The following is a 24,717-nucleotide window of genomic DNA, read 5'->3' on the forward strand; positions in this document are numbered from 1 at the left end:
TCCCAATTTACAAAAAATTGAAGGGACGGGAGGCATCATTTTCCTGTCCCTTTTAATTACGACCTTGGAATTGTCCGCCACCATTTCTATTTCAGAGGTTCATCCCCCCAGATCGCGTCCTGATTGATATAGCCCCGCCGACCAGTAACATCCAGCAGGCACCATCCATTCTCACATTGTGTGATCTTACCGACAACACCGGTCTCAACACGCCAGATAACCTTGGCATCTCGTTGAGGATTACTCCGCAAAGATTGTGCCTGCCCTTTTTCGCCCAGCACTATAGCCGTCCTTGAGGCGCTCAATAGCCGTGCGTGCATCCATCCCTGTGCACCGTCAGGATCCTCAACCTTTCGCCATGCCTTGTAGCGTGCCAAAATTTTAATCGGTAGGCGTTCCCGCTTGTATATCCACATGGTCGGATATTCGGTGCTCGGCCCAGTGCGCATCCGCGCTTCAGGTTCGTCGATAGATGCCCAATAGGGTGGTTCCTGTTGGGCCATTGCCGGAGAGGACATCATTACGGCTGAAGCCAAAAGGCCAAAAAAGAACAGTATTTTGAAATCAAGGTTACGCATGCTTTTAACTTTTACAATCCCCCACTCCCCAGGCCATAAACTGAAAGACAAGCGCTCATCAAGCGCCACCTGCTTGACCTCATGTAAAATTCAGGCATAGCGATGGCCTTATGGTTGAAACATCCCAAACTGAGACACTCCGCCCCGCAAAACCGCGCGTCATTGTGACACGTGAACTGGCCGATGCGATCCACGACCGAATGGGCGAGCTGTTTGATGTCGTCCCGAATTTGACCGACCGCGCCTTTACCCGTGAAGATCTCATCGCTGCCATGGCCGATTGCGACGTGCTGGTTCCGACGGTCACCGATCATATTGATGCGGAGATGATTGCCAGTGCACCGGAGAGGCTCAAGCTAATCGCCAGCTTTGGCGCCGGTGTTGACCATATTGATCTGGCCGCCGCTCGTGCGCGCAAAATTCTTGTTACCAATACGCCGGGAGTATTTACCGAAGATACGGCCGACATGACCATGGCGCTTATCCTGTCTGTGCCGCGGCGTTTAGCAGAGGGTGAAAAACTCATGCGCTCTGGACAATGGAAGGGCTGGAAGCCTTCGGGCATGCTTGGCCATTGCATCGGCGGCAAAAAACTCGGCATTATCGGCATGGGCCGTATTGGTCAGGCGGTTGCGCGCCGTGCTTCCGGTTTCGGATTGTCGGTCTTCTATCACAACCGGCGTCAATTGCCTCCGGCGGTAGAAGAGTCGCTTAACGCTAGCTATATTGATGATTTGGATGAACTGATCCGTACCTGTGACATTATCACCATCCATTGCCCGCACACCCCCCAAACACATGAATTGATCAATGCCGAACGGATTGCCATGATGAAGCCATCCACATACCTGATCAACACTGCGCGCGGCGAACTGATTGATGAGAACGCGTTGATCGAAGCACTCCAGAAAGAAACCATAAGCGGCGCAGGCCTGGATGTTTATACGCAAGAGCCTGCGGTCGACGAGCGCTTTCTGACGCTGAAAAATGTTGTGCTGTTGCCCCATATGGGCAGCGCTACCTTTGAAGGAAGAGAAGCATCGGGCGAGCGCGTCATTGCCAATATCCGCGTATGGGCCGACGGACACCGACCACCAGATCAGGTATTGGAAGGCTGGGCCTGAGTTCCCACCTGCCGTCCACCATAGTTCGCGGTTGAGTCCCACTCTGTTCACGACTAGAAAATCTCAAAATATGATTCGCAGAAGCAGGTCGGCGTAATAAAATACCGCGTTCAGGGGATTACATGAAATATCTGAGTAAAATTTTCATCGGTGGTGTAGCAGCCATTCTGGCAAACGTACCGGCGGCGGCACAAGAAGTCGTCGATCCAGCAACCGATGTTGCCAATAGTGGTGATACTGCCTGGATATTAACCTCTACCGCGCTTGTTTTGTTAATGACGCTCCCTGGTCTCGCCTTGTTCTATGGTGGGCTGGTCAGATCCAAGAACTTCCTCTCGGTGCTCATACAATGCATGGCCGTGGCCGGTATTGCCTCCGTTTTGTGGGTTATCGCCGGGTACACGCTGGCATTTGGCCAAGTTACAAATGGTATTTTAGGCAATGGTATCAATTGGATGTTTGGCAATCTTGGTAATGTTCGTGAAGGAACCACCATACCGGAATCCGCCTTTGCCATGTTCCAGATGACTTTTGCGGTGATTACCCCTGCCCTTATGGTTGGCGCCTGGGTTGATCGTGCGCGCTTTGGCTGGGTCGTGGCCTTCTGTTCGCTCTGGCTACTGGTCGTATATGCCCCTGTTACCCACTGGGTTTGGGGTGGCGGCTGGCTTTCGGGTCTTGGTGTGCTCGACTTCGCCGGCGGCATCGTGGTCCACACCACGGCAGGCGTCTCAGCGCTCGTTGTTGCGATCATGATGGGCAAGCGGATTGGCTGGCCTAAAACACTGATGCTTCCGCATAGCCCTGCCTTGACTGTTGCGGGTGCAGGCTTGCTCTGGGTCGGGTGGTTCGGATTTAACGGTGGCTCGGCCCTTACTGCGACAGACGATGCATCTTCTGCGATTATCAATACCCATGTCGCGGCTTCCATGGCCGCCTTAGTCTGGATTTTGATCGAGCGGATCAAGGTTGGAAAATCAACCGCTGTTGGTGTCGCAACCGGCGCTATTGCAGGCCTCGCCACTATCACTCCAGCAGCCGGTTTTGTTGGCCCCGGAGCGTCCATCGTAATTGGCGCGGCGGCAGGTTTCGTCTGCTTCTTTGCAGTCGGCCTGGTCAAAAACGGCTTTAAAATCGACGACAGCCTCGACGTTTTTGCAGTTCACGGCGTCGGCGGCATGCTCGGCTCACTGATGCTGGCTCTTTTCATCAGCGAAGGCCTTGGCGGCACGGGTTACGGCGATGACATGGCCTTTGGCAGCCAGTTTGTTGCCCAGCTTATCGGTGTTGGTGTAGTCGCGATCTGGTCGGCAGTTGCTACTGCGATCCTCGGCTATGGGATCAGCTTCATCCTGCCAATGCGGGTGAATGAAGATGACGAACGCGATGGTCTGGACATTGCCAGCCATGGTGAACGAGCGTGGGACTTAGACTAACGACCTCAACGAAAAGACGTGAAACCCGGTGGCCAGCTTCGTTGACCAGCGAAACGAACGGTTTGTTCTAACTGGATAAAAAGGCCTTCCAACCAACATAGGCTAGAAATGGCAAGCCAATCAGGTCAGTAATGGCAATCGCGCGCAAAGTGTCGGGTTGGCCATAGATGCCATAGATGACGAGAAAGCTGATCATCGAAAGCGCCGTTAGAGTGACTGCCAGTTTGCGTACATCGGGATCAAAGGCGGCCCATAGGCAGGCGACAACTATCACTCCGAACAAAGCAGCGCGATGCTGTAGCAAAGCGAAATTCATACCATCCGGCGCTACGCCATATAGGCGAGTGATCAGTGACGGAGCAAAAAAGGCAGCGAATGGCGGCAAGTGGATAAGAATGCCCAGAACAATCCAGCAAGCCCGTTCCAACATGATACCGCTCCCGCTTGTTATAGTGTCATATGCAAAAACTGATTAAATGGACTCGCAATATAATCCCCAAAAGCAGGCCCATTTTCGAAACCGCGTTTGCGATAGAGGTGAAGAGCTGGTTCAAACTCTTTCCCAGATCCCGTTTCAAGGCTCAGCGTTCTATATCCGCGCCGTTTTGCTTCGGCAATTATGTGGTTGAGAATTGACAAACCCACACCTTTCCTAACGTGCTTCGGATCCGTTCGCATGGATTTGATTTCACCAGCTGTGCCAGACAGTTGTTTCAGCGCGCCAACGCCCAAGAGAACATCCCGCTCCCATGCGGCCCATACAGTGACATCGAGCGCCTTCAAGCCGGAAAGGTCAAGCGCATAGACGCTGCCTGCGGGAGAATTTTTGTGCATGTCGGACAGATGGATAGCCAGCAGATCCTGAACCGCCTGCCCTGTCAGATCATCTGGTCGAATTTCCATAGTCGAGCGCTTTCCTAATATCGTCCGCGATGATATATGCAGTTCGAGCACTTGGACAGTTTAAATCAATTGTTTCTGATTGTTACACGGCCGACCTGCTGGAACATATAACGTTCCAAATAGCTCAAAATGCAGTGTGACCTGTGTGAACTTTGAAACTAGAAAGCTGAATCACGGTTTAAGATGCCAGTGTCAGGGTCCGCACAATTTCTGTATCCAAAGCATCGGCAAATCGGCATCCCGCCTGCTTTGTTTTCTGCCATACCAAAGTGGCTTTGACCGGTACTTGCTTGTTGACGGTGACGGTTACTTTCTCGCCTTCCTGAAACACGGCGTCGGCTTCAAACCGGCATCCGTATATCGAAATATCCAGCAAGGTAGCAACGATGGATTTATTCCCGCTGCGTTTCAGCGATGCACTGGAAACAGTCACTTCATGGCGGGGCACAGCACGCCGGTTCAATGCAGCCGGCTCCACTCTACGGTATCTTGTCGACTTTAACGCCACGTCTACCCTCCTGCCAATTTCCACCCACCTGTATCGACACGTAAACGGAAAAAGGTATCAAAAGGTTAACGGCGCTAAAGCATGACTATTCGCCGGTCAGGATGCGATCTACCAGCTGTTTGACCGTTGGCACAAAGCCGTTGGAATAGAAGGGATCTTTACCGAAATTATAGGCTCCGTGCCCGGCAAACATCAAATGCTCTTCCACAGGGGATCCATGAACAATTTCCTGCAGCGACTTTTGAATACAAAAACTTCGCGGGTCCGCGAGTCGGCCGGTGCTGAAATTGTCATGGTCTTTCCAGGAAGAAAAACCGCAATGGGACAAACAGCCCATGCAATCGGCCTGATCCTTGCGGATCATCTTGGCTTCCTCCGGTGTGGTGAAGACGATCGTGTTGTCCGGCGTCTTAAGCGCCATGGTGAACCCAAGACCATCCCATTCCCTGGCGCGGAGCAGATCATTGCGGGTCACCCAGAAATTCTTACCCTTCACGCCGACATCCAGTTGGTGGGTATGCTCGCCCGCCTTCTCCGTCGAATAGGGAATCTGGCGTTCCGACCGTGCTTCCAGACTACGGAGAAACTCATTGCGTACTGCCGACGAATAGAAACCGGTCGGCGAAAATTTGTGCAGCAGCACATCGCCTTCCTTGATTTTAATCAGTTCATTCTTCCAGCTGTCGGGGATCGGACTTTCTTTCGTAAGAAGAGGGCGGGTGCCGAATTGGAAAGCAATCTGCCCCAGCTCATCATTATCGATCCAGTTATCCCAGTCCTTTAGAGCCCAAACACCGCCTGCCATGATGATGGGGACGCTATCAGCAATTCCTTCACCGCGCATAGTCTCACGTAGCGCCTTGACCCGCGGATATGGATCTTCCGGTTTACGAGGGTCTTCAGCATTGCTGAGACCATTGTGTCCGCCAGCCAACCAAGGATCTTCATAAACGACGGCAGCCATAAGATCGGAAACTTTATGATAAGCCCGCTTCCACAAGGCACGAAATGCGCGAGCGGAGCTGATAATCGGGAGATAATTCACGCCATATTGCTGGGCAATTTCCGAAAGTTTGTAGGGCATACCGGCACCGCAGGTGACGCCCGCAACCATGCCCTTGGTCTGTTCCAAAACGCCGTGCAACACTTGTTGCGCGCCGCCCATTTCCCAAAGCACATTGATATTGATTGCACCTTTGCCATTGGACATTTCAAAGGCCCTTGTCACCTGTGCAACCGCGCCATCAATCGCATATTTGACAAGCTCTTCATGCCGTGCGCCGCGGGTTTTGCCATGATAGATTTGCGGGATGACATTGCCATCCGCGTCATAGCTGTCCGCATTAACGGCCGAAACAGTGCCGATACCGCCAGCAGCTGCCCAGGCCCCGGAACTGGCATGATTGGTCGCGGCAACCCCTTTTCCGCCCTCAATCAATGGCCAAACTTCACGGCCATTATACTGGATAGGTTTGACCCCTTTAAACAATATACTCTCCTATATACCCAAGCGCGTCTTATAGACCGCGCATGTCAAATTGTGCGAAAAAATCAGCGAATACCCAAAACTATTTTTCATTATAAAATCCTAAGCAAATTTTGGTCGCCCGAGCGCATGACCATATAGCAGCGCATAACGTGCCAACATCTTGCTTTCATTGTACTCCGCCTGAGCCTTCATCCGGTTTTGCGCGCCAATGTCCTGCCGTAGCTGCTCATGCTGGATCAATGTCGTTAAGGCTTCGCCAAACTGCGCTTCATCTTCCACGGGTTTTATGAAGCCCTGATTGGCCTGACATACCATAGATTTCACATCTCCGACATCTGTAGCCGCAACAGGCAGGCCAGCCGCCATCGCTTCGATCAGAGATATAGGGAATTGCTCACTGTCAGAGGATAATGCAAAAATATCGAATAGTCCGATATAGCGCGCGGGATCCGTCTGAAATCCGGGCACTAGCAGACGATCGGCCATTCCGCGCTGCTGCGCCTCTGCCAGAATGGCCTCTTTTTCAGGCCCCTCACCAACAATCACAAGCCGGACATTGTCTCCCGCTTCGGCGCAGGCTCGCACCAGCCGCGGCAAGTTTTTGACCGCCCGAAGTCCCGCCAGCGTCCCGACGACTACTTCGCCTTTTGCCTTTTTAAACCCTGGAAGCGCACCGCGTTGCGGTTTTTTATCGAACCGCTTCACATCAATACCGTTGGGAATACGGTGCACTTTGTCTTCGGGCTGCTTCCAGACTGATTGCGCGATGTTCTGAAGTCGCTCAGATGGCACCACCAGCGCCTGGCTCCCGCCCAGTGCAAATTTCCGAAACAAGTTACGCTTCCAGTTTAGCTTTTTGCGCTCATCTTCATTGAAGCCATCTTCATGGTGGATCAGCGGAGGCAACCCTTCGACCCGGGCAAAGAGAGTCCGAGCCATAACGCCGTCCATTGAACCCCAGTTATAAGACAGGATCAGATCAAATTGCCGATAATAATCAACCAGTTCACGATAGCGCTTCAATGACGGTTTGCCTGACAATAATGGCGCATCCTTTGGAAAGCTGACCTTGATTTTGCTATCAATCGCATCGCGCGCCGACAGATTATCGGGTTCAGCTGAAAGAACAGTATGCTGCGCCTGCGCTCCAAAATGGTTCATCAGCCTGACCGCCCGTGCTTCTTTGCCGCCAAGATTGAACGTGCTGTGCAAATGCAAAATTCTGGAGGGTTTCATTGGTTATGCCGGCTATCGTTAACGTCAGAAGAAATCAATCGACCCGTTGGAGCAACGCGGCAATCGCGTCAAGCGAAGCCTGCTCCTCCAATGTCGGCGCATGCCCTACCCGCGGGACCGTGACCAGCTCCGCTTTGTTCAGTTTATCGAGCATTTTTTGGGCGGTCGCTTCGCTGAAAAGATCGGACAATGCTCCTCGCAAGATAAGCGTCGGCACGTTTTCGAGCGCCTCCAGTGCGCGCCAGATCGCTTCATTGCCCCCGCCCTTGCCTTCAAATGGCTCCGATATCTTCATATCATAATCCAGCTTAATCCGGCCGGAGCTGTTCATTCGATAGAGTTTCTTTGAAAAGGCTATCCATTCTTTCAAGCTATAGTCGGGATGAATACCGCGACTTTCCTCAGCCTTGTCGCGCGCGGCATGCGCCCAGGTTTCAAAACTGCGACCTTGTCCAAGATTTTCACCGATACGGTCCAATCCGCGTTGGTCGACATCAGGACCGATATCATTCAACAACGCACCGGCTACCCGTTCCGGATGTCGGGATGCCATGATCATAGTGACAATCCCGCCCAGTGACGTACCGAAAAATATTGCTGTTGGCAGTTCGATGTCATCCATAAGTCTGACTACATCGGCAACATAGGTTTTCGCGTTATAGCTTGCGCTATCCTTGGCATATTCGCTCTCGCCCCGCCCGCGCAGATTGATCATGATGATCCGGCGTTTTCCACTAAGCCAATCGCCAAGATGCCCAAAGTCCCGAACATTGCGTGTCAGTCCAGGAACACAGATTACCGGTATTTGCGTATCATCGCCGGGATAGTCACGATAATGCAGCTTCAAACCATCTTCGGATTCCCAGTATTTGTCGTCATAGCTGCCCTGATCGATCATAAATTTCGTGCGTCCCCCGGTTCTTACTTGCCGCGCTCTCTATTCATCCCCACTATTGAGCAATGGCATATAAACCGCAAGCTGAACCGGCAAAATCACCCTATCGCCCCGATGTAAAGATAACCCAGCTGGGTGAAAAAATTGGTGATCCGGTTCAAGCGGCCAAATTTCCGCGCCATGAACTGCGATTCCGCAATGATCGCTGGGACCAAACGATTGGCCTTTCCGACTTAAGCGAAGACGAATGGATCGATCATTTCGGTCGTTTCCAGCCCCTTGCCGACAATCTCAACCCGCCCTTGGCCCTGCGCTATCATGGCCATCAGTTTCGCAACTATAATCCGGAAATTGGAGACGGACGCGGGTTTCTGTTCGCACAAATGCGTGACCATGAAGATCGTCTGATGGATCTCGCCACCAAAGGATCCGGCACCACCCCGTGGAGCCGTTCGGGCGATGGCAAGCTAACACTGAAGGGCGGAATTCGTGAGATACTTGCCACCGAAATGCTGGAGGCTTTGGGTGTGGACACATCCAAGACCTTCTCGCTGGTAGAGACCGGAGAAGATCTTTATAGAGATGACGAGCCCTCCCCAACCCGTTCTGCGGTCATGACCCGGTTGAGTCACAGCCACATTCGGTTCGGTACATTTCAACGTATCGCGGTAGAACAGAATGAAGGATTAATGCACGCACTGGTCGATTATTGCCTGACCCATTTTTACGGCGGTGCAAAAACCGACCATCCGGCCATCGAGTTGTTTCAAAATGTCGCCACCAAAGCTGCCCAGCTGGCCGCCAGCTATATGACGGCCGGATTTGTGCACGGCGTACTCAATACCGACAATATCAACATCACCGGTGAGAGCTTTGACTATGGCCCCTGGCGGTTCACTCCCCATTGGGAGCCCGGCTTTACCGCCGCCTATTTCGACCATGAAGGTCTCTATTGTTTTGCCCGGCAACCGGAGGCGTTACACTGGAACCTTGCACAACTGGCAAGCGCGCTCAGGCTCATATGCGATAGCGATCCTTTGGTTGAGACGCTGGAAGCATTCCCCAAAGCGTATGGCACCGCGTTTACCGAGCACTTCTGCTGGCGTCTGGGCGTCAAAAGTGAAGGCTTTGAAAGGGACAAACCCCTCGTCATGGCGGCAGAGCAGGCCTTAACCCAGAAAGCCGTGACAATTGACCGGTTCTTTTTCGACTGGGGTCAGGATTCTCTACCGAAAGACGAAAGTTACGAGGCCAACGAATTCGCGACTTTTCGGGAAGAGATGGACAAACGCAAGCGCGCACGATCATCTGATCATCAGTATTGGCAATTGGATGCACCCTGCTCCATGCACATCGAAGAGGTTGAAGCAATCTGGGATGCCATTGATCAAAAAGACGATTGGCAACCGTTAACCAGAAAAGTTGAGGCAATACGAGATATGGGCAAGGCATTACGGGGACTGTAAAGCGAAGTAACCGTTCGTATGAGACGAAGCGAATAAAAACAGGTTTATAGTTACTGGATTTTTAAGCTGTATCAGCTAGTTGGTATTGCAACTAACAAAGCGACATTCCGCTTGCCTGCTTGAATATTGTATCGGAACGATTGTGACTGAATTTACATCAATAGAACCAGCCACTGGCGCGATTTTGTGGAAAGGGCAATCTGGCGATGCCGATGCAGCGGTCGCCGATGCAAGGAAAGCTTGGCCGACATGGGCAGCTCTTCCCGTTACCAAACGTATCGAGGCCGTGCGTCGATATGCCAATCAAATTCGCGGGCAAGCAGAAGAACTGGCTGAGCTGATTTCCCGCGAAACCGGAAAACCTATTTGGGAATCACGAACCGAAGTGGAATCGGTCGTCAAAAAGATCGATATCTCGGTCACGGCCTATGCAGAGCGCACGCCGCAACGCCAGCTGTCCAGTCAACCCAATATGCGTGCCGCCCTAAGGCACAAGCCGCATGGAGTCTTGGCTGTACTTGGTCCTTATAACTTTCCTGCCCACCTACCCAATGGCCACATTGTTCCAGCACTGATTGCTGGCAACACGGTAGTGTTCAAACCGTCAGAAAAAACACCGGCAGTGGGCCAGTTTTTGTTTGATGCTTTCAAGAAAGCAGGACTGCCAGGTGGCGTTGTCAACATTGTGCAGGGCGGGCCTGAGGTTGGCAAACAGCTTACCGCGAACGATGATATTGATGGCCTGTTATTCACGGGATCCGCCCAAACCGGCGTTGCTCTCAATCGACAATTTGCCAATCGACCCAACAAGATATTGGCGCTCGAAATGGGTGGCAATAATCCGATCATTGTCTGGGACACGGATGATATTCACAGTGCAGCGGTATTGGTTGTGCAATCGGCTTTCCTGTCAGCCGGGCAGCGCTGCTCCGCGGCAAGTCGGATGATTGTAAAAGACGAACTCTATGACCGCGTGGTCAAAGAAGTTAAGCGAATTGCAGACAGGCTGATCATTGACGAGCCTTTCAGTAAACCGGCACCATTTATGGGTCCGGTAATAGACAATGATGTCGCTGATGGTCTTACTGAAAGCTTTCTGACATTGATGAGCCATGGCGGTCGCCCGATCAAACATATGGCGCGGCCACTGGATGATCGCCCGTTTCTCACGCCCGGGATTATCGATGTCACGGCCATGGAAGAACGTCTGGATATCGAATTGTTCGGCCCGATATTGCAGGTCATTCGCGTCGCTGATTTTGAGGAAGCAATCGCGGAAGCCAACAACACGCGATACGGCTTATCGGCGGCCCTTGTCGGTGGTACAGCAACCCAATATGATCAATTTTGGTCCAATAGCCGTGCCGGTATTGTAAACTGGAACAAGATGACGGTTGGAGCGTCCTCCGAAGCGCCATTTGGCGGCATCGGCCTTTCCGGCAATCACCGGCCAAGCGCTTATTATGCAGCCGACTATTGCGCTTATCCGGTAGTTTCGATGGAAGCAGAGCAAACGCGGGCATCCATTGGCATCGGATTGAAAGACGAAGACCGGACAGAAACCGAAACCGCAGCTGAAGTCTCTGGTCAATAGTATATCTTAGGTCGCTAAAAAAACTTCTGCTTTGAAAATCGCCGCTTACCCGAGCATATCGGTTTCATGGAAACCAAAGAACCTTCTATACCGCAAGCCCAGTTTGCCGACGGCACGGTCTATCTCGTCGGTGCTGGCCCCGGTGATCCGGAGCTGCTGACATTGCGCGCAGCACGCCTGTTGTCCGAAGCTGATATCATCGTCCATGATGGTCTAGTGAGTTCGGACATACTTGATATAGCGCCGGCGACAACCCAACGGGTATCCGTTGCCAAGCAGCGGTCCCGCCACAGCATGGCACAGGACCAAATCAACGCGTTGCTGATTGCCGAAGCGAAGAAGGGTCGCAAAGTTGTTCGCCTGAAAGGGGGAGATCCCTTTATTTTTGGCCGCGGCGGCGAAGAGGCCAGTGACTGCATAAAAGCCGGTGTAAGGGTGGAAGTTGTTCCCGGTATCAGCGCTGCTCTCGGCTGTGCGGCGCAGGCAAAAATGCCTCTCACCCATCGTAATGCATCCAGCGCTGTCTCGTTCGTCGCAGGACAATGCAAAGGCTTGTCAGATCAAAACTGGTCCGGATTGGCCGGTAAAGGACGCACACTGGTTATCTACATGGGCGTTGCCAATGCCGAAGCGATTGTTGAAAAACTTATCGCAGACGGCGCCGCGCCCGACTTGCCGGTTGCCGTGCTGGAAAACGGAACGCGGGACAGTTTCCGGGCCCTCCGGACATTGCTGACTGATCTTGGTGATCTTGTTCAACGGGAACAAGTGAAGAGCCCTGCCCTGTTGGTGGTTGGCGAAGTCGCACGCTACGGCGATGCAACGGATAAATTTCTTGAATATGCGCAAATGGCGGGAGTTGAATTTTGAAAATACTGACGGGAAATGACCTCAAAACGGGCGACGTCACATGGTGGACTGGCAGCGACTGGTCTCGCCATGTGGAAGATGCTGTTGATGTCGGCGAGAATTTCGAATCTATCCTGCACGAAGAAGAGGCCGCCCGCCGGGTCAATGTCCCCTATGCCATTGAAGCAGAGATGACCGACGATGGCCCGCGTCCCGCCCATATCAAAGACCGTGTGCGCGCTCTTGGACCAACTGTAAGACCGGATTTAACACTAAAGCCAGCCGACCCTGAGGCTGGAAACTGGGTGATTTAAGCATGTATCAATATGACAAATATGACCAGCAAATGGTCGATACACGGGTTGCGGAATTCCGCGATCAGGTCGAACGCCGCCTTGCCGGTGAGTTGACGGAAGACCAGTTCAAACCCCTACGCTTGATGAACGGGCTTTATCTGCAGCTGCACGCCTATATGCTGCGCGTGGCCATTCCCTATGGCACGCTGAACAGCAAGCAGATGCGGATGCTGGGCCACATCGCACGTAAATATGACCGTGATTATGGGCATTTTACCACCCGTCAGAATATTCAGTATAACTGGATCAAGTTGGAAGATGCACCCGACATTCTGGCCGACCTCGCTTCCGTCGAGATGCACGCAATCCAAACGAGCGGCAACTGCATCCGCAATATCTCCTCTGACCAATATGCTGGCGCAGCGGCCGACGAAATTGCCGATCCACGCCCTTGGGCAGAAATCCTGCGTCAATGGTCGAGCTTCCACCCGGAATTCTCGTATCTGCCACGCAAGTTTAAAATTGCCGTCATTGCCAGTGATGAAGACCGTGCGGCAATGCGCCTGCATGATATCGGCATCCAACTCGTTCACAAGAACGGTGAACTCGGCGCGAAATTCTATGTCGGCGGCGGCATGGGCCGAACACCAATGATCGCTCCTGAAATCCGCGACTTTGTGCCTGCAGATGAACTGATCAGCTATGCCGAAGCCTGCCTGCGGGTCTATAACCGTTATGGTCGGCGCGATAACAAGTACAAGGCGCGCATCAAAATTCTCGTCCACGAACTGGGCAAGGAAGAATATACTCGTCAGGTTGAAGAAGAATTCGCTCATATGAAGACATTGGGCCTGAACCCGCCAGTAGAAGAACTGGCGCGGATTACCGAATATTTTGCTGATCCGGCTTTTGACACCAGCGCCAGCGATAATCTTGATCTTTCGGATCCGGATTTCAAGCTGTGGGTCGATCAGAATACTGTTGCGCACAAACAACCCGGCTATGCTATCGCAACGATCAGCCTGAAGCCGAAAGGCGGCATCCCCGGCGATGCTTCATCGGCGCAGATTGATCTAATGGCCGATCTGGCGGAGCAATATAGTTTTGATGAACTGCGCGTCACCCATAGTCAGAACATCGTTCTACCACATGTCAAGAAGAGCGATCTATATGCTCTGTGGCAGAAACTGGATGAAGCTGATTTGGCACCTGCCAACCTCGACCTGGTCACCGACAGCATCGCCTGCCCCGGTCTGGATTATTGCAGCCTTGCCAATGCGCGCTCCATTCCGCTGGCACAGAAGATCAGTGAACGTTTCGCCGATCTGGGTCGCCAGCGTGAACTGGGCGAGCTGAAGCTGAAAATCTCGGGCTGCATCAATGCCTGCGGGCATCACCATGCCGGCCATATCGGTATATTGGGCGTCGACCGGAAAGGGACAGAAAATTATCAGTTGCTGCTGGGCGGCTCTGCTGCCGAGGACACTAGCCTCGCCAAAATCACCGGCCCCGGCTTTGATGAGGACGGCGTGATCGATGCCATTGAAACCGTAACTGACCTGTATCTGAAAGAACGGCAGGAGGATGAGCGATTTATCGACACCTATCGCCGTGTCGGCATGGCTGCTTTCAAGGAGGCTATCTATGGTTGAGGCAATCCGTTTTCGCGACGACGAGGTGCATGAAGAACCAGCGGTTTCGCTGGATGCATTTCTGGATCAGTCAAACGCCACCGCCGTTCGGATAGAGGCAGGCGAAGACGCCCGGCTGCTGCTTCCGCTATTGGATCGCTTGGCATTGATCGAAGTCGACTTCCCCGTCTTCGGCGACGGCCGAGGCTACTCTGCTGCGCAAATTCTGCGTGAAGCAGGCTACAAAGGCGAATTGCGGGCAAGCGGTGACGTATTAGTGGATCAAATCGCCTATATGCGACGCTGTGGCTTTGATGCTTTCGCTCCGGACGCTCCAATTGATGCCAGAGTCATGGATAAGGCGCTGGAACTCTATGAAGAGGTTTATCAGAGCACGACAGACAGCCGTGCGCCCATCTGGAAGCGTCGTCATGGGTGAACCAGCTCGCAAAATCGATATAATCGACGCACGTCCTGACTTTACACAGGCAGACGCCGATGCCCTGAACGCGCGCTTTGAGGGCGTTCATGCCTCAGCCATGCTGAAGGCCCTTTTCAAAGAAGGTGGACTTGGCGAGATTGCGGTTGTTTCTTCTTTCGGAACAGAAAGCGCGGTTCTGCTGCATCTGGTTGCGCAGGCAGATCCCTCTATTCCGGTGACTTTTGTCGATACGCTAAGAATGTTTCCCGAAACGCTGGAATATCGCGAGACGCTGATCCAGACGCTGGGAATCCAGAACGCAAATGTTGTAAAGCCAGATCCTGTCGTACTCGCTGCCAAGGATGAGAATGAACTTCGGTGGTCTTTTGACCCGGATGGCTGCTGCGAGATCCGCAAGGTCGAACCATTGGCCCGCGCCAAGGCCAGTCTCAACAGCTGGATATCCGGCCGTAAAGCCTTTCAATCAGTCACCCGACAAAATCTCCCCCGCTTCGAAGTCGAAGACGGTCGATTAAAAATCAATCCGTTGGGCGACTGGGTCAAAGATGATCTCGAAGCCTATTTTGAAGAACATGACCTGCCCCGCCATCCACTGGAAGCGCAAGGCTATCTCTCGGTCGGCTGCGCTCCGTGCACTTCCAAAGTCAAGCCTGGAGAAGACCCACGTGCAGGCCGCTGGCGGGGTTGGGACAAAACCGAATGCGGTATCCATGAGGATATCACGCCGTTGCCGGTCAAAGATGATGATGAAAGTGGCGCGAACGATCCGATCTTTTAAATCGCCCCGCTGTTTTGCCGCTAGGCCATTTTAGGTGCGTACCAGGCTGAGCATTTGTAACAGGAAAAAGCGCTATTCCTCTGAAAAGGACGCCTTGCTAGCCGCACAAGACGCTGACTTTCCATTAAGACCCTATCGGTGTGACCGATGCCGTAAATTCCATCTGACTAGCCGCACCAAGGGCAAAAGAATAGCACGGCCGGCAAGTTAACCTGCTACGGGTCGTAGATATTAGCCAACATCATCCGGATGCCGATATACAAAACGAAAAGGCCACATATGCTGAAGGCTTGAAGGCACAAACTCAATATCAGATAGCCTCGGCTCCTCTATTGCCAACTGATCCGCCTCCGGATTCCAAAGGCGGGTTACGGCGTGATCAGAGGATGTAAAAATCCGAGCTGCCCGGTTCTGTGGCAGTACAGGACTTTTCCTGTTTATTACATGACCGCATGCATAAGCCGCGTTTCCGAGCTTCATGATCTGCCTGAAACCGGCAGTCCGCGACATGTTCCATATAGCAGAAAAGCGTGTCGTTTTCTTAAACTGGAAGGCCCCCCGGATGATTGTTGCACCCCGTTGGTCAGTAACGTCATAATTCAGACCATGGTCAGGTTTTTTGTTAAACAACGAGAAGTTCGCTGAGCGGGCATTCAGGCCTAGATATTCGTTATTATACGCGATGACCGCATCTGAATCATTCCACAAGTTCAGGCACAATGTTCCCCAGTCATGCCGCGTACCCATGGCAATAGCTAAAGCAAAGGGGGAAGCGGCCAGCACTTCACCCTCTTTCTCACTGACCAGAACAAAAAACTGTAACTCGTGATGAGCCCCCATGCTGGCATCTTCAAAATTTGCCATGATGAAACCGGCTGCTGCTGCGCCCGAAGCCGTTTTTACAGGAAAAACAGATTCATCGGCGATCATTAGTTGCAGCATATCAAAATCCACGCTGCCAAATATCAAGAGACCCTCACCATCATAAACATGATAGGGAGTCGGTGCCGCTCCGGTTGAGAGACTTATTTCACCAGATAGCGGATTATCCTGAAATATCGGGTGATTCAAAGCCATTAAGATACGGCCCGAGAGGCAAAGAACCGAAAACCGTTGGAGTGCATATCAGTACTCAGTACTAATAATCATCCGGCGCATCGCCATAAGCCAGATCACCAAATTTGGTAAACTCGCTCAGGAAGCTCAGCTGGATATTACCGGTGGAACCCTGACGGTTTTTGGCAACGATAACGGTCGCCTTGCCCACCTTGCTTTGATGGTCAGTTTCCCAAGCGAGATATTTCGCTTTCTGCTCCTCGGTTGAATTCTCATCCGGGTCATCCGGTTTTACAGCAAGATGATAATATTCGTCGCGATAGATGAACATCACAATATCGGCGTCCTGCTCGATCGAACCGGATTCACGCAAATCGGATAGCTGGGGGCGCTTGTCTTCGCGGCTTTCCACCTGACGCGAAAGTTGGGAGAGGGCGACCACCGGGCAATTCAGTTCCTTGGCGAGAGTTTTCAGGCCTCGGCTAATCTCCGAAATTTCGTTGACGCGATTATCATTGGCACGACCAGACCCTTGCAACAGTTGCAGATAATCGACCACGATCAGGTTGATGCCACTGCGCCGCTGCAGACGCCGCGCCCGCGTGCGCAGGGCTGCAATGGTCAGACCGGGCGTATCATCGATATAGAGCGGCAAATCCTGCAATTCCCGGGAAGCCAGCGCCAAGCGGTGCATTTCATCCCGGCTGATCGCACCCATGCGCAGTTTTTCTGAACTGATTTCAGCCTGTTCGGAGAGAATCCTCGTTGCCAGCTGGTCGGCCGACATTTCCAGACTGAAAAAAGCGGTCTTGGCACCCAGTGAATCTTCAGGTTCAATTCCGTCCTGAACATCGCGGCGATAGCGATTGGCGGCATTAAACGCGATATTGGTCGCAAGCGATGTTTTGCCCATACCGGGGCGTCCCGCCAGAATCAGCAAATCCGATTTGTGCAAACCGCCCATTTTAGAGTTGAGGTCTGTCAGGCCGGTGGTGATACCCGAAACCTTGCCGCCACTATTAAACGCGCGTTCTACGTTATTCAGTGCCTCCGTGGAGGCAGCGAGGAAGGATTTGACACCACCCTCCTGCGCTTCGCCCTCGGAAACACGGTAGAGAGACGATTCCGCTTCTTCGATCTGGGTTTTGGGATCGACCGTCTCGCTGGTGTCCAGTGCATTGTCGACCAGGGTTCGCCCCACATTGACCAATTCACGCAGCAGAGCCAGATCATATATCTGATCGGCAAAATCACGCGCACCAATCAAGCCTGCCCCGTCGCCAGTCAACTTGGCAAGATAGGACGGCCCACCTAACACTTTCATCGCCTCATCGGCTTCAAAATAGGGCTTAAGCGTAACTGGCGTTACAACCATGTTGCGATCAAGCAGCTTTAGAGCTTGCTCATATATACGGCCATGCAGCGGTTCATAAAAATGCTCTGGCCGCAATTTGATTTGGACGTCTTCGGCCACGCGGTTGTCAATCAACAACGCACCCAGAAACGTTGCCTCTGCCTCGACATTGCGCGGCAGGCGCTGGGATTCTTCTTCTACTGCATCAAAACGAACTAGCTCGGCCATGTTCTTATCATCCACGCTCAGGCGGTTCAGAGCAAGTCCGTTCCCGGTAAATTTTAAAATCAGGCGGGGACAGTCTTGTGGATAAATGGCTTTTGTTTTCTGCCGCACTGCAAAAAAACTTGTCCTAACCCCGGTGCTGCGGCAACAGAGCTGAAATGTCCGATCCGCGCATCATAAATGTTGAACTCGACGAAGCCACCATCTTGTGGCGCAATGCCGATATCGAGCAGGAACGACGTATTGCGATCTTCGATCTAATCGAAGAAAACCACTTTAAGCCCTTGCGCGAACATGATGATGGATATGCAGGCCCTTATAAACTGCATCTGAGTGTGCAGGAAGGCCGACTGGTTTTCTCGATAGCCCGTGAAAATGGAGAGCCGCTTGAAACCCTGATCCTTGCATTGGGCCGATTTCGCCGACCCATCCGCGATTATTTTGCGATTTGCGACAGCTATTATCAAGCCATTCGCAAAGCCACCGCCCAAGAGATTGAGACGATTGATATGGCAAGGCGCGGCGTGCATGATCACGGTGCCGAGCTGCTTACCGAGCGACTTGATGGCAAAATAGAAGTTGATTTTAAAACCGCCCGTCGCCTCTTCACTTTGATCTGTGTATTGCATATCAAGAATTAGTCGATTCTCTGCCCGTTGGTGCAGTTGTTCAGTCGTCCAGTTGAGTAGCGCGTCAGGGAAATAGGGTGTCCACACAAAACAGGAAAAATACCGTGCTGCGGTTCGGCCTGATCATCATTGTCCTGCTGATCATCGCCTTTGTGCTGCGTAATATCGCTGTCGGCTGGGCTCCGCCAAGAGACCAGTATCCAGTGCAGGGTATTTCGGTAGATGCCAGCAATGGTGAGATTATTTGGCATGTCGCCGGCGCCACAGGCGTCGATTTTGCCTATGTCATGGCAACCAATGGCGCGGAAGAGCGGGACGCCAATTTCGCCACCAATATCAAGGGTGCACGCGAAGCAGGCATCCGCTATGGCGCCGTCCATGAATATAGTATGTGCCGTCTGGCCACGGATCAGGCGACCATGTTTGTGACTACTGTTCCTCGGGAAGAAAACATCCTGCCGCCTGCAGTGCGGCTCGCCTATGACAATGGCTGTAAGGATAGGCCGGGACGTGCTTTGGTGTTGAGCGAGCTCAATACTTTTCTCAACCAGATTGAAGGGCATAGCGGCAAACCCGCTGTCATAATCGTTTCGAAAGAATTTGAGGAAGATTATAGCATCAGCAGCGGCATCAGCCGCACATTCTGGCTGGAAGGCAACTTCTTTCCGCCCGATTATGCAACTAAGCCATGGGTCATGTGGCGCGCATCCGATATGCGGCGGATCAGCGGTATCGATGGTCCGGTTAACTGGAATGTTGTGCGGCCCTAAGCTTGCTGGCATGAAGCGAGAACCGTCTTGAGCCCAATTCCCGGAGAAAGAGAAACATGAGCATATTGTCCGACAGATGGATTCGCCAGGAAGCCGAGAATAGCGCAATGATCGAACCCTTCGTCGAGGGCCAGAAGCGTGATGGCTGTATCAGCTATGGTTTGTCGTCTTATGGCTATGACGCCCGCGTGGCCGATGAATTCAAGATTTTCACTAACGTGAACAGCGCTGTCGTGGATCCAAAGAAGTTCGACGCCGATAGTCTGGTCGACCGGAAAACTGATTGTTGTATCATTCCGCCCAACAGCTTTGCACTCGCCCGCACGGTCGAATATTTCCGTATCCCGCGCGATGTTCTAGTAATCTGCCTTGGGAAGTCTACTTATGCCCGCTGCGGTATCATAGTGAACGTCACGCCGTTGGAGCCGGGTTGGGAAGGCCACGTGACGCTGGAATTTTCCAACACCACCCCCCTGCCCGCCAAAATTTATGCCAATGAAGGCGCGTGCCAGTTTCTGTTCCTGAAAGGCAACGAACCGTGCGAAACCAGCTACGCTGAACGTGCCGGCAAATATATGGGGCAAAGAGGCGTGACTCTGCCAAAGCTCTAAGTCATAAGATCGTTTCGAAACAAAACTGATAACAAGGAGGGCCGCGATGTCCGATGCACGGGAATTTGATGTCATAATATACGGATCAACGGGCTATACAGGCCGTCTGGTTGCCGAATATATGGCAAAGCAATATGGCGTCGCCAATTCTGGGGGCGGCGACGCACCGAAATGGGCCATGGCCGGGCGTTCGATGGAAAAGCTGGAAGAAGTCCGGGACCTGATCGGTGCCCCCAAGGAAACACCATTGGTTGTGGCGGATTCCGATGATGCGTCCTCCATCGATATGATGGCGAGCCGGGCCAGTGTCATCCTGACTACGGTCGGTCCTTATCAACTTTATGGCGACGGACTGGTCGCTGCCTGTGTTCAGCATGGTACTCATTATGTCGACCTTTGCGGTGAACCCGGCTGGATGCGTGAGAAGATTGACCAGCATCAGGAAGCGGCTGAAAAATCAGGTGCACAAATCTGTTTTTCCTGCGGTTTTGACTCCATACCCTTCGACTTGGGCGTGTTGGCATTGCAAAAAGAGATGGACAAGCGCTTTGGCAAACCAGCTACTCGCGTCAAAGGCCGAGTTCGTGCCATGGAAGGCACATTCTCCGGAGGAACTGCGGCTAGTCTGAAAGAAACGATGAAGGCTATTGCAAAAAATCCCGGCCTGGTAAAGATTCTCGCCAGCAGCTTCGGCCTGACCCCCGGCTTTGAAGGACCGGATCAGCCTAATATGATGATCCCGAAAGTTGATAAAACGCTAGATAGCTGGGTTGCACCGTTCATCATGGCACCGATCAACACCAAGAATGTGCATCGCACCAACTTCCTTTTGGATTTCCCCTATAGCGAAGATTTCAAATATGATGAGATGGTCGTCACAAGCCCCGGCGAGATGGGTAAACAGGCGGCAGAGATGCTGGCCAAAGCCAACCCGCTAAGCGGTGATGATGCACCAAAGCCCGGCGAAGGTCCGACCAAGGAAGAACGGGAAAACGGCTATTATGATGTCATTTTTCTGGGCGAAACCGCAGATGGTGAGACCGCAAGCCTTTGCGTCAAAGGCGACAAAGACCCCGGTTATGGTTCCACCTCAAAGATGATTGCAGAGGCGGCACTTTGTATTGCGCAGGACGGCAACAAACATGGCGGCGGTATTTGGACACCGGGGGCATTGATGGGCAAAAAGCTGATCAAGCGCCTGGAAGCCAATGCCGGTCTTAGCTTCACAGTGGAAAGCTAGTCTTCTAAATTACCCATTCATCTAAATAGACTATATAGAAAAAAGAGGCGGGCGCTATGATGGCGTCTGCCTCTTGAATTTTTAACAAATGAAACGAAATTCGTTGGCACTATGTTGAAGCGCCTGTTCAAAAAGAAATCTGAACCCCGGCCTCTGGACGTGGCCACCATTCCGGAAGGCCGCCGCGTCTATGCGATTGGAGATATCCATGGCCGCAATGATTTGTTGCAGCAGCTGATCGAAAAAATCATCGATGATGATTCAAAGCGTGGTGATTGCAACAGCGAGATTATTTTCCTTGGTGATCTGGTTGATCGCGGATCGGACAGTGCCGGCGTTATCGAGACCGCAATGACGCTCAAACGCGAACTTGGTGATGTCCGCTTCTTGATGGGTAATCATGAGGAAGTATATCTGAAAGCGGCAACGGGCGATGAGAAAGCAACGCGCTTCTTCAACCGGATTGGCGGCAAAGAAACTATCCTAAGCTACGAGATCAGCATGCGGGAATATATGGAACTCGACAATGCGGCGCTGGCGGAGTGTTTACCAGAGCTTATCCCAGATCATCATATTGACTTCATAAAAGACTTTGAGGACCAGATTATCATCGGCGACTATGCCTTTGTTCATGCCGGTATTCGACCCGGTGTCTCGCTCGATGAGCAGAAACCAAAGGATCTGCGCTGGATCAGGGAGGAATTCCTGTCAGCGAAAGAACCGCACGAGAAAGTCATTGTCTACGGCCACACGATCAATGATGACGTTGTCGAAAAAGGTAACCGGGTCGGCATTGATACCGGGGCCTATTATAGCGAAAAGCTTACCGCTCTGGCGCTGGAAGGCAATCAACGCTGGTATCTCGACACAGCGGCCTCACAATAATCATGCAAAAAAACGGCGGAACCTTTGAGGGTCCCGCCGCCGGTTTTTTGGGTAGTGAGCTGAAAAGTCCTAAGCGACCTGAACTTCCGGTCCGACTTCTTCTTCCATGTCACGGAGGACATAGCCGCGGCCCCATACGGTTTCGATGTAGTTTTCGCCGCCGCAGGCAAGAGCAAGCTTTTTACGCAACTTACAAATAAACACGTCGATAATCTTGAGTTCGGGCTCATCCATGCCGCCATAAAGATGGTTGAGGAACATTTCCTTGGTGAGCGTCGTACCCTTGCGCAGGGAGAGCAGCTCAAGCATTGCATATTCTTTACCGGTCAGATGAACGCGGTTGCCATCAACTTCAACGGTCTTGGCATCAAGGTTCACGGCAAGTTTGCCGGTGCGGATAACCGACTGCGAGTGGCCTTTGGAACGGCGCACAACAGCGTGAATGCGGGCGACGAGCTCTTCGCGGTGGAAAGGCTTGGTCACATAATCGTCGGCACCAAAGCCAAAGGACCGCACTTTGCTGTCCATTTCGCTGATACCGGAAAGAATAAGTACTGGGGTCTGCACCTTGGCAACACGCAGTTTTTTCAGAACGTCATAACCATGCATGTCTGGCAGGTTGAGGTCCAGGCAAATGATATCGTAATCATAGAGCTTACCCAGATCGAGGCCTTCTTCGCCCAAATCCGTTGTGTATACGTTAAAGCCTTCAGTCGTCAGCATCAGCTCAATTGCCTTTGCAGTTGTTGGCTCATCTTCAATCAGCAGCACACGCATTGGGCAGCCCCTTTTCTTAATTTACGCACCGGCAACGGGTACACTCCCGAAACCCCTCGATCATTTATTAACCATAAGACAGATGAACGTAAAAGGTTAATTTTCAATTAATGTAGGATAAAGCACGAGTCGCAAGCAGCGCCGTGACTCTGTAAGCCGCAGAAATGAGTCGTTTCAGGACTCTGGCAGCCTCCGAAAAAAAATTAACTTTTTCTCATAGAAATCACCTTGAATTGGCGAAGCAGATGATTTTCAGTGTCTTTTTTGTCGCAAATCACACCGTTTATGCCAGCGAATGGTAACGCATCAAACCGGCGACCACCCTCTATGCCGACCACCATTAATTGAGTAGAGACGCCCGATGTCATTCGATATTCCCGAAAACGCGATCAGTGAAACCTTCCTTGCCGCATCAGGTCCGGGCGGTCAGAATGTTAACAAGGTCGAGACCGCGGTCCAGATGCGCGTTAACATTTACGCCTTGCGCCTACCTCCGTTTGCATTTCGAAAATTGCGGGACATGGCAGGCCGGAAAATGACCAGTGGCGGCGAACTTGTCATCACGGTGCGAGAGCATCGTACGCGGGAAGCCAACCGCTCAGAAGCCCGGAAACGGATAGAAGACATGCTGGTCGACGCGCACAAACGTGACGTTCGCCGGATAAAGACCAAACCTAGCCGTGCCGCCAAGGCAAGACGTGTTGATTCCAAGAAGAAGAAATCAAACGTCAAAAAGATGCGTGGGAAACCAGCTTTGGACTGACCACGACAGGCATTGGCATGGGACGACTACTCACGTTGTTTTTTGTACATAATATGCACTTCACAAAATATTATGGGAGTCCGCCATTAAATACGTTCATGGCCCTTCCAAAGGGTAGATGATTATCGCGGTTATAATCGGATTGTGCCAAAACCTGTGCATCCCAAAGAACTTCCGCATTACCAAAGGGAAGTAACGCTTTAACCGTTTTTTGCTGATCTGCGGACAGCAAGTCAAAACGGTGACGCAACTCTTCGAGGCACCAAACACGATATCTTGATACAGCGATATCCTGATAATCGCAGCCTTGAACCGTCATGTCAAAGCGCTCCTCATCCCTGGCAAAAGCTTCTGCATTAGCCGTCAATTGAACCAAATGCGTTTCACAGATTTCTTTCAACAATGGTGCAGCATCACTTGGTATTTGGGTAACAAACTTTGGCTGGTCTTGGTTCTGACCATGCCACATCCGGGCAACCCATTCAAAAACTGCCGGCGCAGTATTACGCATTATTTCCTGCGGCGTGGGATCTTGACCATAATGTCGGAACATGGGGCCCATCATTCCAAAGTCGGCCAATGATGGCACATTGCCGAGAAGAAACGGGCGATTCTCCAACATCGCTGTCATGCCAGCCAGTGCATTGTGATATGTTTGCTCGATATGTTTTCGTGTTTCTTCTGTGACACCATCTCGTTTGACATAGTGACGAACCTGTCGGCGAACTATCATCTTCAGTCTCATCCACCGGGGCAATTTCAAGTGTCCCGTAACCTCATCAGTCAGAACATTGGAGGCAAGCAGCCTGTCATAGTCATACCACCAACGATAGTACATTGCTGACCGCCAAAGCCATTCATCCCCATAATCTTCGATAAGATGTGAAATGAAATCAACGACCGGATCGCCCGGCAAGACAGGGTTATCCGGATGTTCGTCCTCAAGATGCATGATGATAGGTGTCGTATCTGACATCCACTTTCCATCATCATCGACAATTGGCATCTGCACCGCGCCCACCTTTTCCTTTAGCATCTGGGCGTCGCCATAAGGTGTCGGCAAAAGCGTATAAGCAATATTCTTATAACGCAAATAGGCTTCAAGTTTGCCCGTATAGTAAGATATACGCGATCCGTAGACTATCATATGCCCCTCCTCATATTCTTCCGGTCTTCTCGTTC

Annotated in this window: 27 protein-coding genes; 15 read left to right on the top strand and 12 right to left on the bottom strand. The window is 52.1% G+C overall.

Going from position 1 to position 24,717, the window contains the following annotated elements:
• Positions 1 to 86 precede the first annotated feature (86 nt).
• Positions 87 to 578, bottom strand: coding sequence for an SH3 domain-containing protein (locus DK507_RS15720; protein WP_109357241.1), 492 nt, complete (start codon positions 576 to 578; stop codon positions 87 to 89).
• A gap of 110 nt (positions 579 to 688) precedes the next feature.
• Between DK507_RS15720 and DK507_RS15725 the strand changes: the two genes are divergently transcribed.
• Together DK507_RS15725 and DK507_RS15730 are read left to right on the top strand one after the other, a co-directional pair.
• Positions 689 to 1,702, top strand: coding sequence for a D-glycerate dehydrogenase (locus DK507_RS15725; protein ID WP_109357242.1), 1,014 nt, complete (start codon positions 689 to 691; stop codon positions 1,700 to 1,702).
• Positions 1,703 to 1,824: 122 nt separating this feature from the next.
• A complete protein-coding gene (locus DK507_RS15730) occupies positions 1,825 to 3,138 on the top strand; it encodes an ammonium transporter (RefSeq protein WP_109357243.1) in 1,314 nt (437 codons plus the stop codon).
• 67 nt (positions 3,139 to 3,205) lie between these two features.
• On the opposite strand, the gene DK507_RS15735 is transcribed toward DK507_RS15730, so the two are convergent.
• The 6 genes from DK507_RS15735 to DK507_RS15760 all read right to left on the bottom strand — a co-directional run bounded on the left by DK507_RS15735 (position 3,206) and on the right by DK507_RS15760 (position 8,172).
• Complete coding sequence (locus DK507_RS15735; RefSeq protein WP_109357244.1) at positions 3,206 to 3,568, bottom strand: hypothetical protein; 363 nt, start codon at positions 3,566 to 3,568, stop codon at positions 3,206 to 3,208.
• 17 nt (positions 3,569 to 3,585) lie between these two features.
• The gene (locus DK507_RS15740; protein ID WP_109357245.1) at positions 3,586 to 4,041 is read right to left on the bottom strand and encodes a GNAT family N-acetyltransferase; all 456 of its coding nucleotides are present in this window, start codon (positions 4,039 to 4,041) and stop codon (positions 3,586 to 3,588) included.
• Positions 4,042 to 4,219: 178 nt separating this feature from the next.
• Positions 4,220 to 4,549 carry a PilZ domain-containing protein gene (locus tag DK507_RS15745; protein ID WP_162559083.1) on the bottom strand — a complete coding sequence of 110 codons (330 nt, stop codon included), beginning with the start codon at positions 4,547 to 4,549 and terminating at the stop codon, positions 4,220 to 4,222.
• A gap of 85 nt (positions 4,550 to 4,634) precedes the next feature.
• Positions 4,635 to 6,038 carry a nitronate monooxygenase family protein gene (locus DK507_RS15750; RefSeq protein ID WP_109357247.1) on the bottom strand — a complete coding sequence of 468 codons (1,404 nt, stop codon included), beginning with the start codon at positions 6,036 to 6,038 and terminating at the stop codon, positions 4,635 to 4,637.
• A gap of 99 nt (positions 6,039 to 6,137) precedes the next feature.
• Positions 6,138 to 7,274 (bottom strand): glycosyltransferase, encoded by a 1,137-nt coding sequence (locus DK507_RS15755; RefSeq protein ID WP_109357248.1) that lies wholly within the window; start codon positions 7,272 to 7,274, stop codon positions 6,138 to 6,140.
• A 34-nt stretch (positions 7,275 to 7,308) separates the two neighbouring features.
• Entirely contained in the window at positions 7,309 to 8,172 is an 864-nt protein-coding gene (locus DK507_RS15760; RefSeq protein ID WP_109357249.1) for an alpha/beta fold hydrolase, read from the bottom strand.
• Positions 8,173 to 8,234: 62 nt separating this feature from the next.
• Here DK507_RS15760 and DK507_RS15765 point away from each other — a divergent pair, with 62 nt between their 5' ends.
• The 7 genes from DK507_RS15765 to DK507_RS15795 all read left to right on the top strand — a co-directional run bounded on the left by DK507_RS15765 (position 8,235) and on the right by DK507_RS15795 (position 15,225).
• The gene (locus tag DK507_RS15765) at positions 8,235 to 9,635 is read left to right on the top strand and encodes a protein adenylyltransferase SelO family protein (protein WP_109357250.1); all 1,401 of its coding nucleotides are present in this window, start codon (positions 8,235 to 8,237) and stop codon (positions 9,633 to 9,635) included.
• 139 nt (positions 9,636 to 9,774) lie between these two features.
• On the top strand, positions 9,775 to 11,229 hold the full coding sequence (astD, locus tag DK507_RS15770) for a succinylglutamate-semialdehyde dehydrogenase (protein ID WP_109357736.1): 1,455 nt from the start codon (positions 9,775 to 9,777) through the stop codon (positions 11,227 to 11,229).
• A 66-nt stretch (positions 11,230 to 11,295) separates the two neighbouring features.
• Positions 11,296 to 12,099 carry a uroporphyrinogen-III C-methyltransferase gene (gene cobA, locus DK507_RS15775; RefSeq protein WP_109357251.1) on the top strand — a complete coding sequence of 268 codons (804 nt, stop codon included), beginning with the start codon at positions 11,296 to 11,298 and terminating at the stop codon, positions 12,097 to 12,099.
• On the top strand, positions 12,096 to 12,392 hold the full coding sequence (locus tag DK507_RS15780; RefSeq protein ID WP_109357252.1) for a DUF2849 domain-containing protein: 297 nt from the start codon (positions 12,096 to 12,098) through the stop codon (positions 12,390 to 12,392). Before cobA ends, DK507_RS15780 begins: the two co-directional genes overlap by 4 nt.
• Before the next feature lie 2 nt (positions 12,393 to 12,394).
• On the top strand, positions 12,395 to 14,026 hold the full coding sequence (locus DK507_RS15785) for a nitrite/sulfite reductase (protein WP_109357253.1): 1,632 nt from the start codon (positions 12,395 to 12,397) through the stop codon (positions 14,024 to 14,026).
• Positions 14,019 to 14,444, top strand: a complete 426-nt coding sequence (locus DK507_RS15790; RefSeq protein ID WP_109357254.1) for a DUF934 domain-containing protein — start codon at positions 14,019 to 14,021, stop codon at positions 14,442 to 14,444. The genes DK507_RS15785 and DK507_RS15790 overlap by 8 nt, the downstream gene beginning before the upstream one ends.
• Complete coding sequence (locus tag DK507_RS15795; RefSeq protein ID WP_109357255.1) at positions 14,437 to 15,225, top strand: phosphoadenylyl-sulfate reductase; 789 nt, start codon at positions 14,437 to 14,439, stop codon at positions 15,223 to 15,225. The genes DK507_RS15790 and DK507_RS15795 overlap by 8 nt, the downstream gene beginning before the upstream one ends.
• 231 nt (positions 15,226 to 15,456) lie before the next feature.
• Here DK507_RS15795 and DK507_RS15800 read toward each other — a convergent pair whose 3' ends face one another.
• Together DK507_RS15800 and DK507_RS15805 are read right to left on the bottom strand one after the other, a co-directional pair.
• Complete coding sequence (locus DK507_RS15800) at positions 15,457 to 16,302, bottom strand: hypothetical protein (RefSeq protein ID WP_109357256.1); 846 nt, start codon at positions 16,300 to 16,302, stop codon at positions 15,457 to 15,459.
• Between the two features lie 61 nt (positions 16,303 to 16,363).
• On the bottom strand, positions 16,364 to 17,863 hold the full coding sequence (locus DK507_RS15805; RefSeq protein ID WP_109357737.1) for a replicative DNA helicase: 1,500 nt from the start codon (positions 17,861 to 17,863) through the stop codon (positions 16,364 to 16,366).
• A 155-nt stretch (positions 17,864 to 18,018) separates the two neighbouring features.
• On the opposite strand from DK507_RS15805, the gene DK507_RS15810 reads away from it, so the two are divergent.
• The 5 genes from DK507_RS15810 to DK507_RS15830 all read left to right on the top strand — a co-directional run bounded on the left by DK507_RS15810 (position 18,019) and on the right by DK507_RS15830 (position 21,995).
• The gene (locus tag DK507_RS15810; RefSeq protein ID WP_109357257.1) at positions 18,019 to 18,501 is read left to right on the top strand and encodes a UPF0262 family protein; all 483 of its coding nucleotides are present in this window, start codon (positions 18,019 to 18,021) and stop codon (positions 18,499 to 18,501) included.
• 65 nt (positions 18,502 to 18,566) lie between these two features.
• A complete protein-coding gene (locus DK507_RS15815) occupies positions 18,567 to 19,259 on the top strand; it encodes a glycoside hydrolase family 25 protein (protein WP_254054416.1) in 693 nt (230 codons plus the stop codon).
• A gap of 56 nt (positions 19,260 to 19,315) precedes the next feature.
• A complete protein-coding gene (gene dcd / locus DK507_RS15820) occupies positions 19,316 to 19,870 on the top strand; it encodes a dCTP deaminase (protein WP_109357258.1) in 555 nt (184 codons plus the stop codon).
• A gap of 46 nt (positions 19,871 to 19,916) precedes the next feature.
• On the top strand, positions 19,917 to 21,110 hold the full coding sequence (locus tag DK507_RS15825) for a trans-acting enoyl reductase family protein (protein WP_109357259.1): 1,194 nt from the start codon (positions 19,917 to 19,919) through the stop codon (positions 21,108 to 21,110).
• A 111-nt stretch (positions 21,111 to 21,221) separates the two neighbouring features.
• Positions 21,222 to 21,995 carry a metallophosphoesterase family protein gene (locus DK507_RS15830; protein WP_109357260.1) on the top strand — a complete coding sequence of 258 codons (774 nt, stop codon included), beginning with the start codon at positions 21,222 to 21,224 and terminating at the stop codon, positions 21,993 to 21,995.
• 69 nt (positions 21,996 to 22,064) lie between these two features.
• Here the strand turns inward: DK507_RS15830 and ctrA are convergent, their stop codons facing one another.
• Positions 22,065 to 22,772: a response regulator transcription factor CtrA gene (gene ctrA, locus DK507_RS15835; RefSeq protein WP_109357261.1), complete on the bottom strand. Its 708-nt coding sequence runs from the start codon at positions 22,770 to 22,772 to the stop codon at positions 22,065 to 22,067.
• A 203-nt stretch (positions 22,773 to 22,975) separates the two neighbouring features.
• Positions 22,976 to 23,140 carry a hypothetical protein gene (locus tag DK507_RS17885; protein ID WP_162559084.1) on the bottom strand — a complete coding sequence of 55 codons (165 nt, stop codon included), beginning with the start codon at positions 23,138 to 23,140 and terminating at the stop codon, positions 22,976 to 22,978.
• On the opposite strand from DK507_RS17885, the gene arfB reads away from it, so the two are divergent.
• Positions 23,134 to 23,535: an alternative ribosome rescue aminoacyl-tRNA hydrolase ArfB gene (arfB, locus tag DK507_RS15840; RefSeq protein ID WP_109357262.1), complete on the top strand. Its 402-nt coding sequence runs from the start codon at positions 23,134 to 23,136 to the stop codon at positions 23,533 to 23,535. The two genes, DK507_RS17885 and arfB, sit on opposite strands and share 7 nt — an antisense overlap.
• Positions 23,536 to 23,605: 70 nt before the next feature.
• Here arfB and DK507_RS15845 read toward each other — a convergent pair whose 3' ends face one another.
• Positions 23,606 to 24,682: a glutathione S-transferase family protein gene (locus tag DK507_RS15845; protein WP_109357263.1), complete on the bottom strand. Its 1,077-nt coding sequence runs from the start codon at positions 24,680 to 24,682 to the stop codon at positions 23,606 to 23,608.
• Positions 24,683 to 24,717: the final 35 nt, after the last annotated feature.

The sequence above is a fragment of the Sphingorhabdus sp. EL138 genome, from assembly GCF_900258045.1.
Classification (GTDB): Bacteria; Pseudomonadota; Alphaproteobacteria; order Sphingomonadales; family Sphingomonadaceae; genus Parasphingorhabdus.

What these genes read in the sequence shown, in the direction of transcription:
- DK507_RS15720 (WP_109357241.1), bottom strand. Translation starts at nt 578, where the DNA reads ATGCGTAACCTTGATTTCAAAATACTGTTCTTTTTTGGCCTTTTGGCT.
- DK507_RS15725 (WP_109357242.1), top strand. Translation starts at nt 689, where the DNA reads ATGGTTGAAACATCCCAAACTGAGACACTCCGCCCCGCAAAACCGCGC.
- DK507_RS15730 (WP_109357243.1), top strand. Translation starts at nt 1,825, where the DNA reads ATGAAATATCTGAGTAAAATTTTCATCGGTGGTGTAGCAGCCATTCTG.
- DK507_RS15735 (WP_109357244.1), bottom strand. Translation starts at nt 3,568, where the DNA reads ATGTTGGAACGGGCTTGCTGGATTGTTCTGGGCATTCTTATCCACTTG.
- DK507_RS15740 (WP_109357245.1), bottom strand. Translation starts at nt 4,041, where the DNA reads ATGGAAATTCGACCAGATGATCTGACAGGGCAGGCGGTTCAGGATCTG.
- DK507_RS15755 (WP_109357248.1), bottom strand. Translation starts at nt 7,274, where the DNA reads ATGAAACCCTCCAGAATTTTGCATTTGCACAGCACGTTCAATCTTGGC.
- DK507_RS15760 (WP_109357249.1), bottom strand. Translation starts at nt 8,172, where the DNA reads ATGATCGATCAGGGCAGCTATGACGACAAATACTGGGAATCCGAAGAT.
- DK507_RS15765 (WP_109357250.1), top strand. Translation starts at nt 8,235, where the DNA reads ATGGCATATAAACCGCAAGCTGAACCGGCAAAATCACCCTATCGCCCC.
- cobA (WP_109357251.1), top strand. Translation starts at nt 11,296, where the DNA reads ATGGAAACCAAAGAACCTTCTATACCGCAAGCCCAGTTTGCCGACGGC.
- DK507_RS15785 (WP_109357253.1), top strand. Translation starts at nt 12,395, where the DNA reads ATGTATCAATATGACAAATATGACCAGCAAATGGTCGATACACGGGTT.
- DK507_RS15790 (WP_109357254.1), top strand. Translation starts at nt 14,019, where the DNA reads ATGGTTGAGGCAATCCGTTTTCGCGACGACGAGGTGCATGAAGAACCA.
- DK507_RS15795 (WP_109357255.1), top strand. Translation starts at nt 14,437, where the DNA reads ATGGGTGAACCAGCTCGCAAAATCGATATAATCGACGCACGTCCTGAC.
- DK507_RS15800 (WP_109357256.1), bottom strand. Translation starts at nt 16,302, where the DNA reads ATGGCTTTGAATCACCCGATATTTCAGGATAATCCGCTATCTGGTGAA.
- DK507_RS15805 (WP_109357737.1), bottom strand. Translation starts at nt 17,863, where the DNA reads ATGGCCGAGCTAGTTCGTTTTGATGCAGTAGAAGAAGAATCCCAGCGC.
- DK507_RS15810 (WP_109357257.1), top strand. Translation starts at nt 18,019, where the DNA reads ATGTCCGATCCGCGCATCATAAATGTTGAACTCGACGAAGCCACCATC.
- dcd (WP_109357258.1), top strand. Translation starts at nt 19,316, where the DNA reads ATGAGCATATTGTCCGACAGATGGATTCGCCAGGAAGCCGAGAATAGC.
- DK507_RS15825 (WP_109357259.1), top strand. Translation starts at nt 19,917, where the DNA reads ATGTCCGATGCACGGGAATTTGATGTCATAATATACGGATCAACGGGC.
- DK507_RS15830 (WP_109357260.1), top strand. Translation starts at nt 21,222, where the DNA reads ATGTTGAAGCGCCTGTTCAAAAAGAAATCTGAACCCCGGCCTCTGGAC.
- ctrA (WP_109357261.1), bottom strand. Translation starts at nt 22,772, where the DNA reads ATGCGTGTGCTGCTGATTGAAGATGAGCCAACAACTGCAAAGGCAATT.
- arfB (WP_109357262.1), top strand. Translation starts at nt 23,134, where the DNA reads ATGTCATTCGATATTCCCGAAAACGCGATCAGTGAAACCTTCCTTGCC.
- DK507_RS17885 (WP_162559084.1), bottom strand. Translation starts at nt 23,140, where the DNA reads ATGACATCGGGCGTCTCTACTCAATTAATGGTGGTCGGCATAGAGGGT.
- DK507_RS15845 (WP_109357263.1), bottom strand. Translation starts at nt 24,682, where the DNA reads ATGATAGTCTACGGATCGCGTATATCTTACTATACGGGCAAACTTGAA.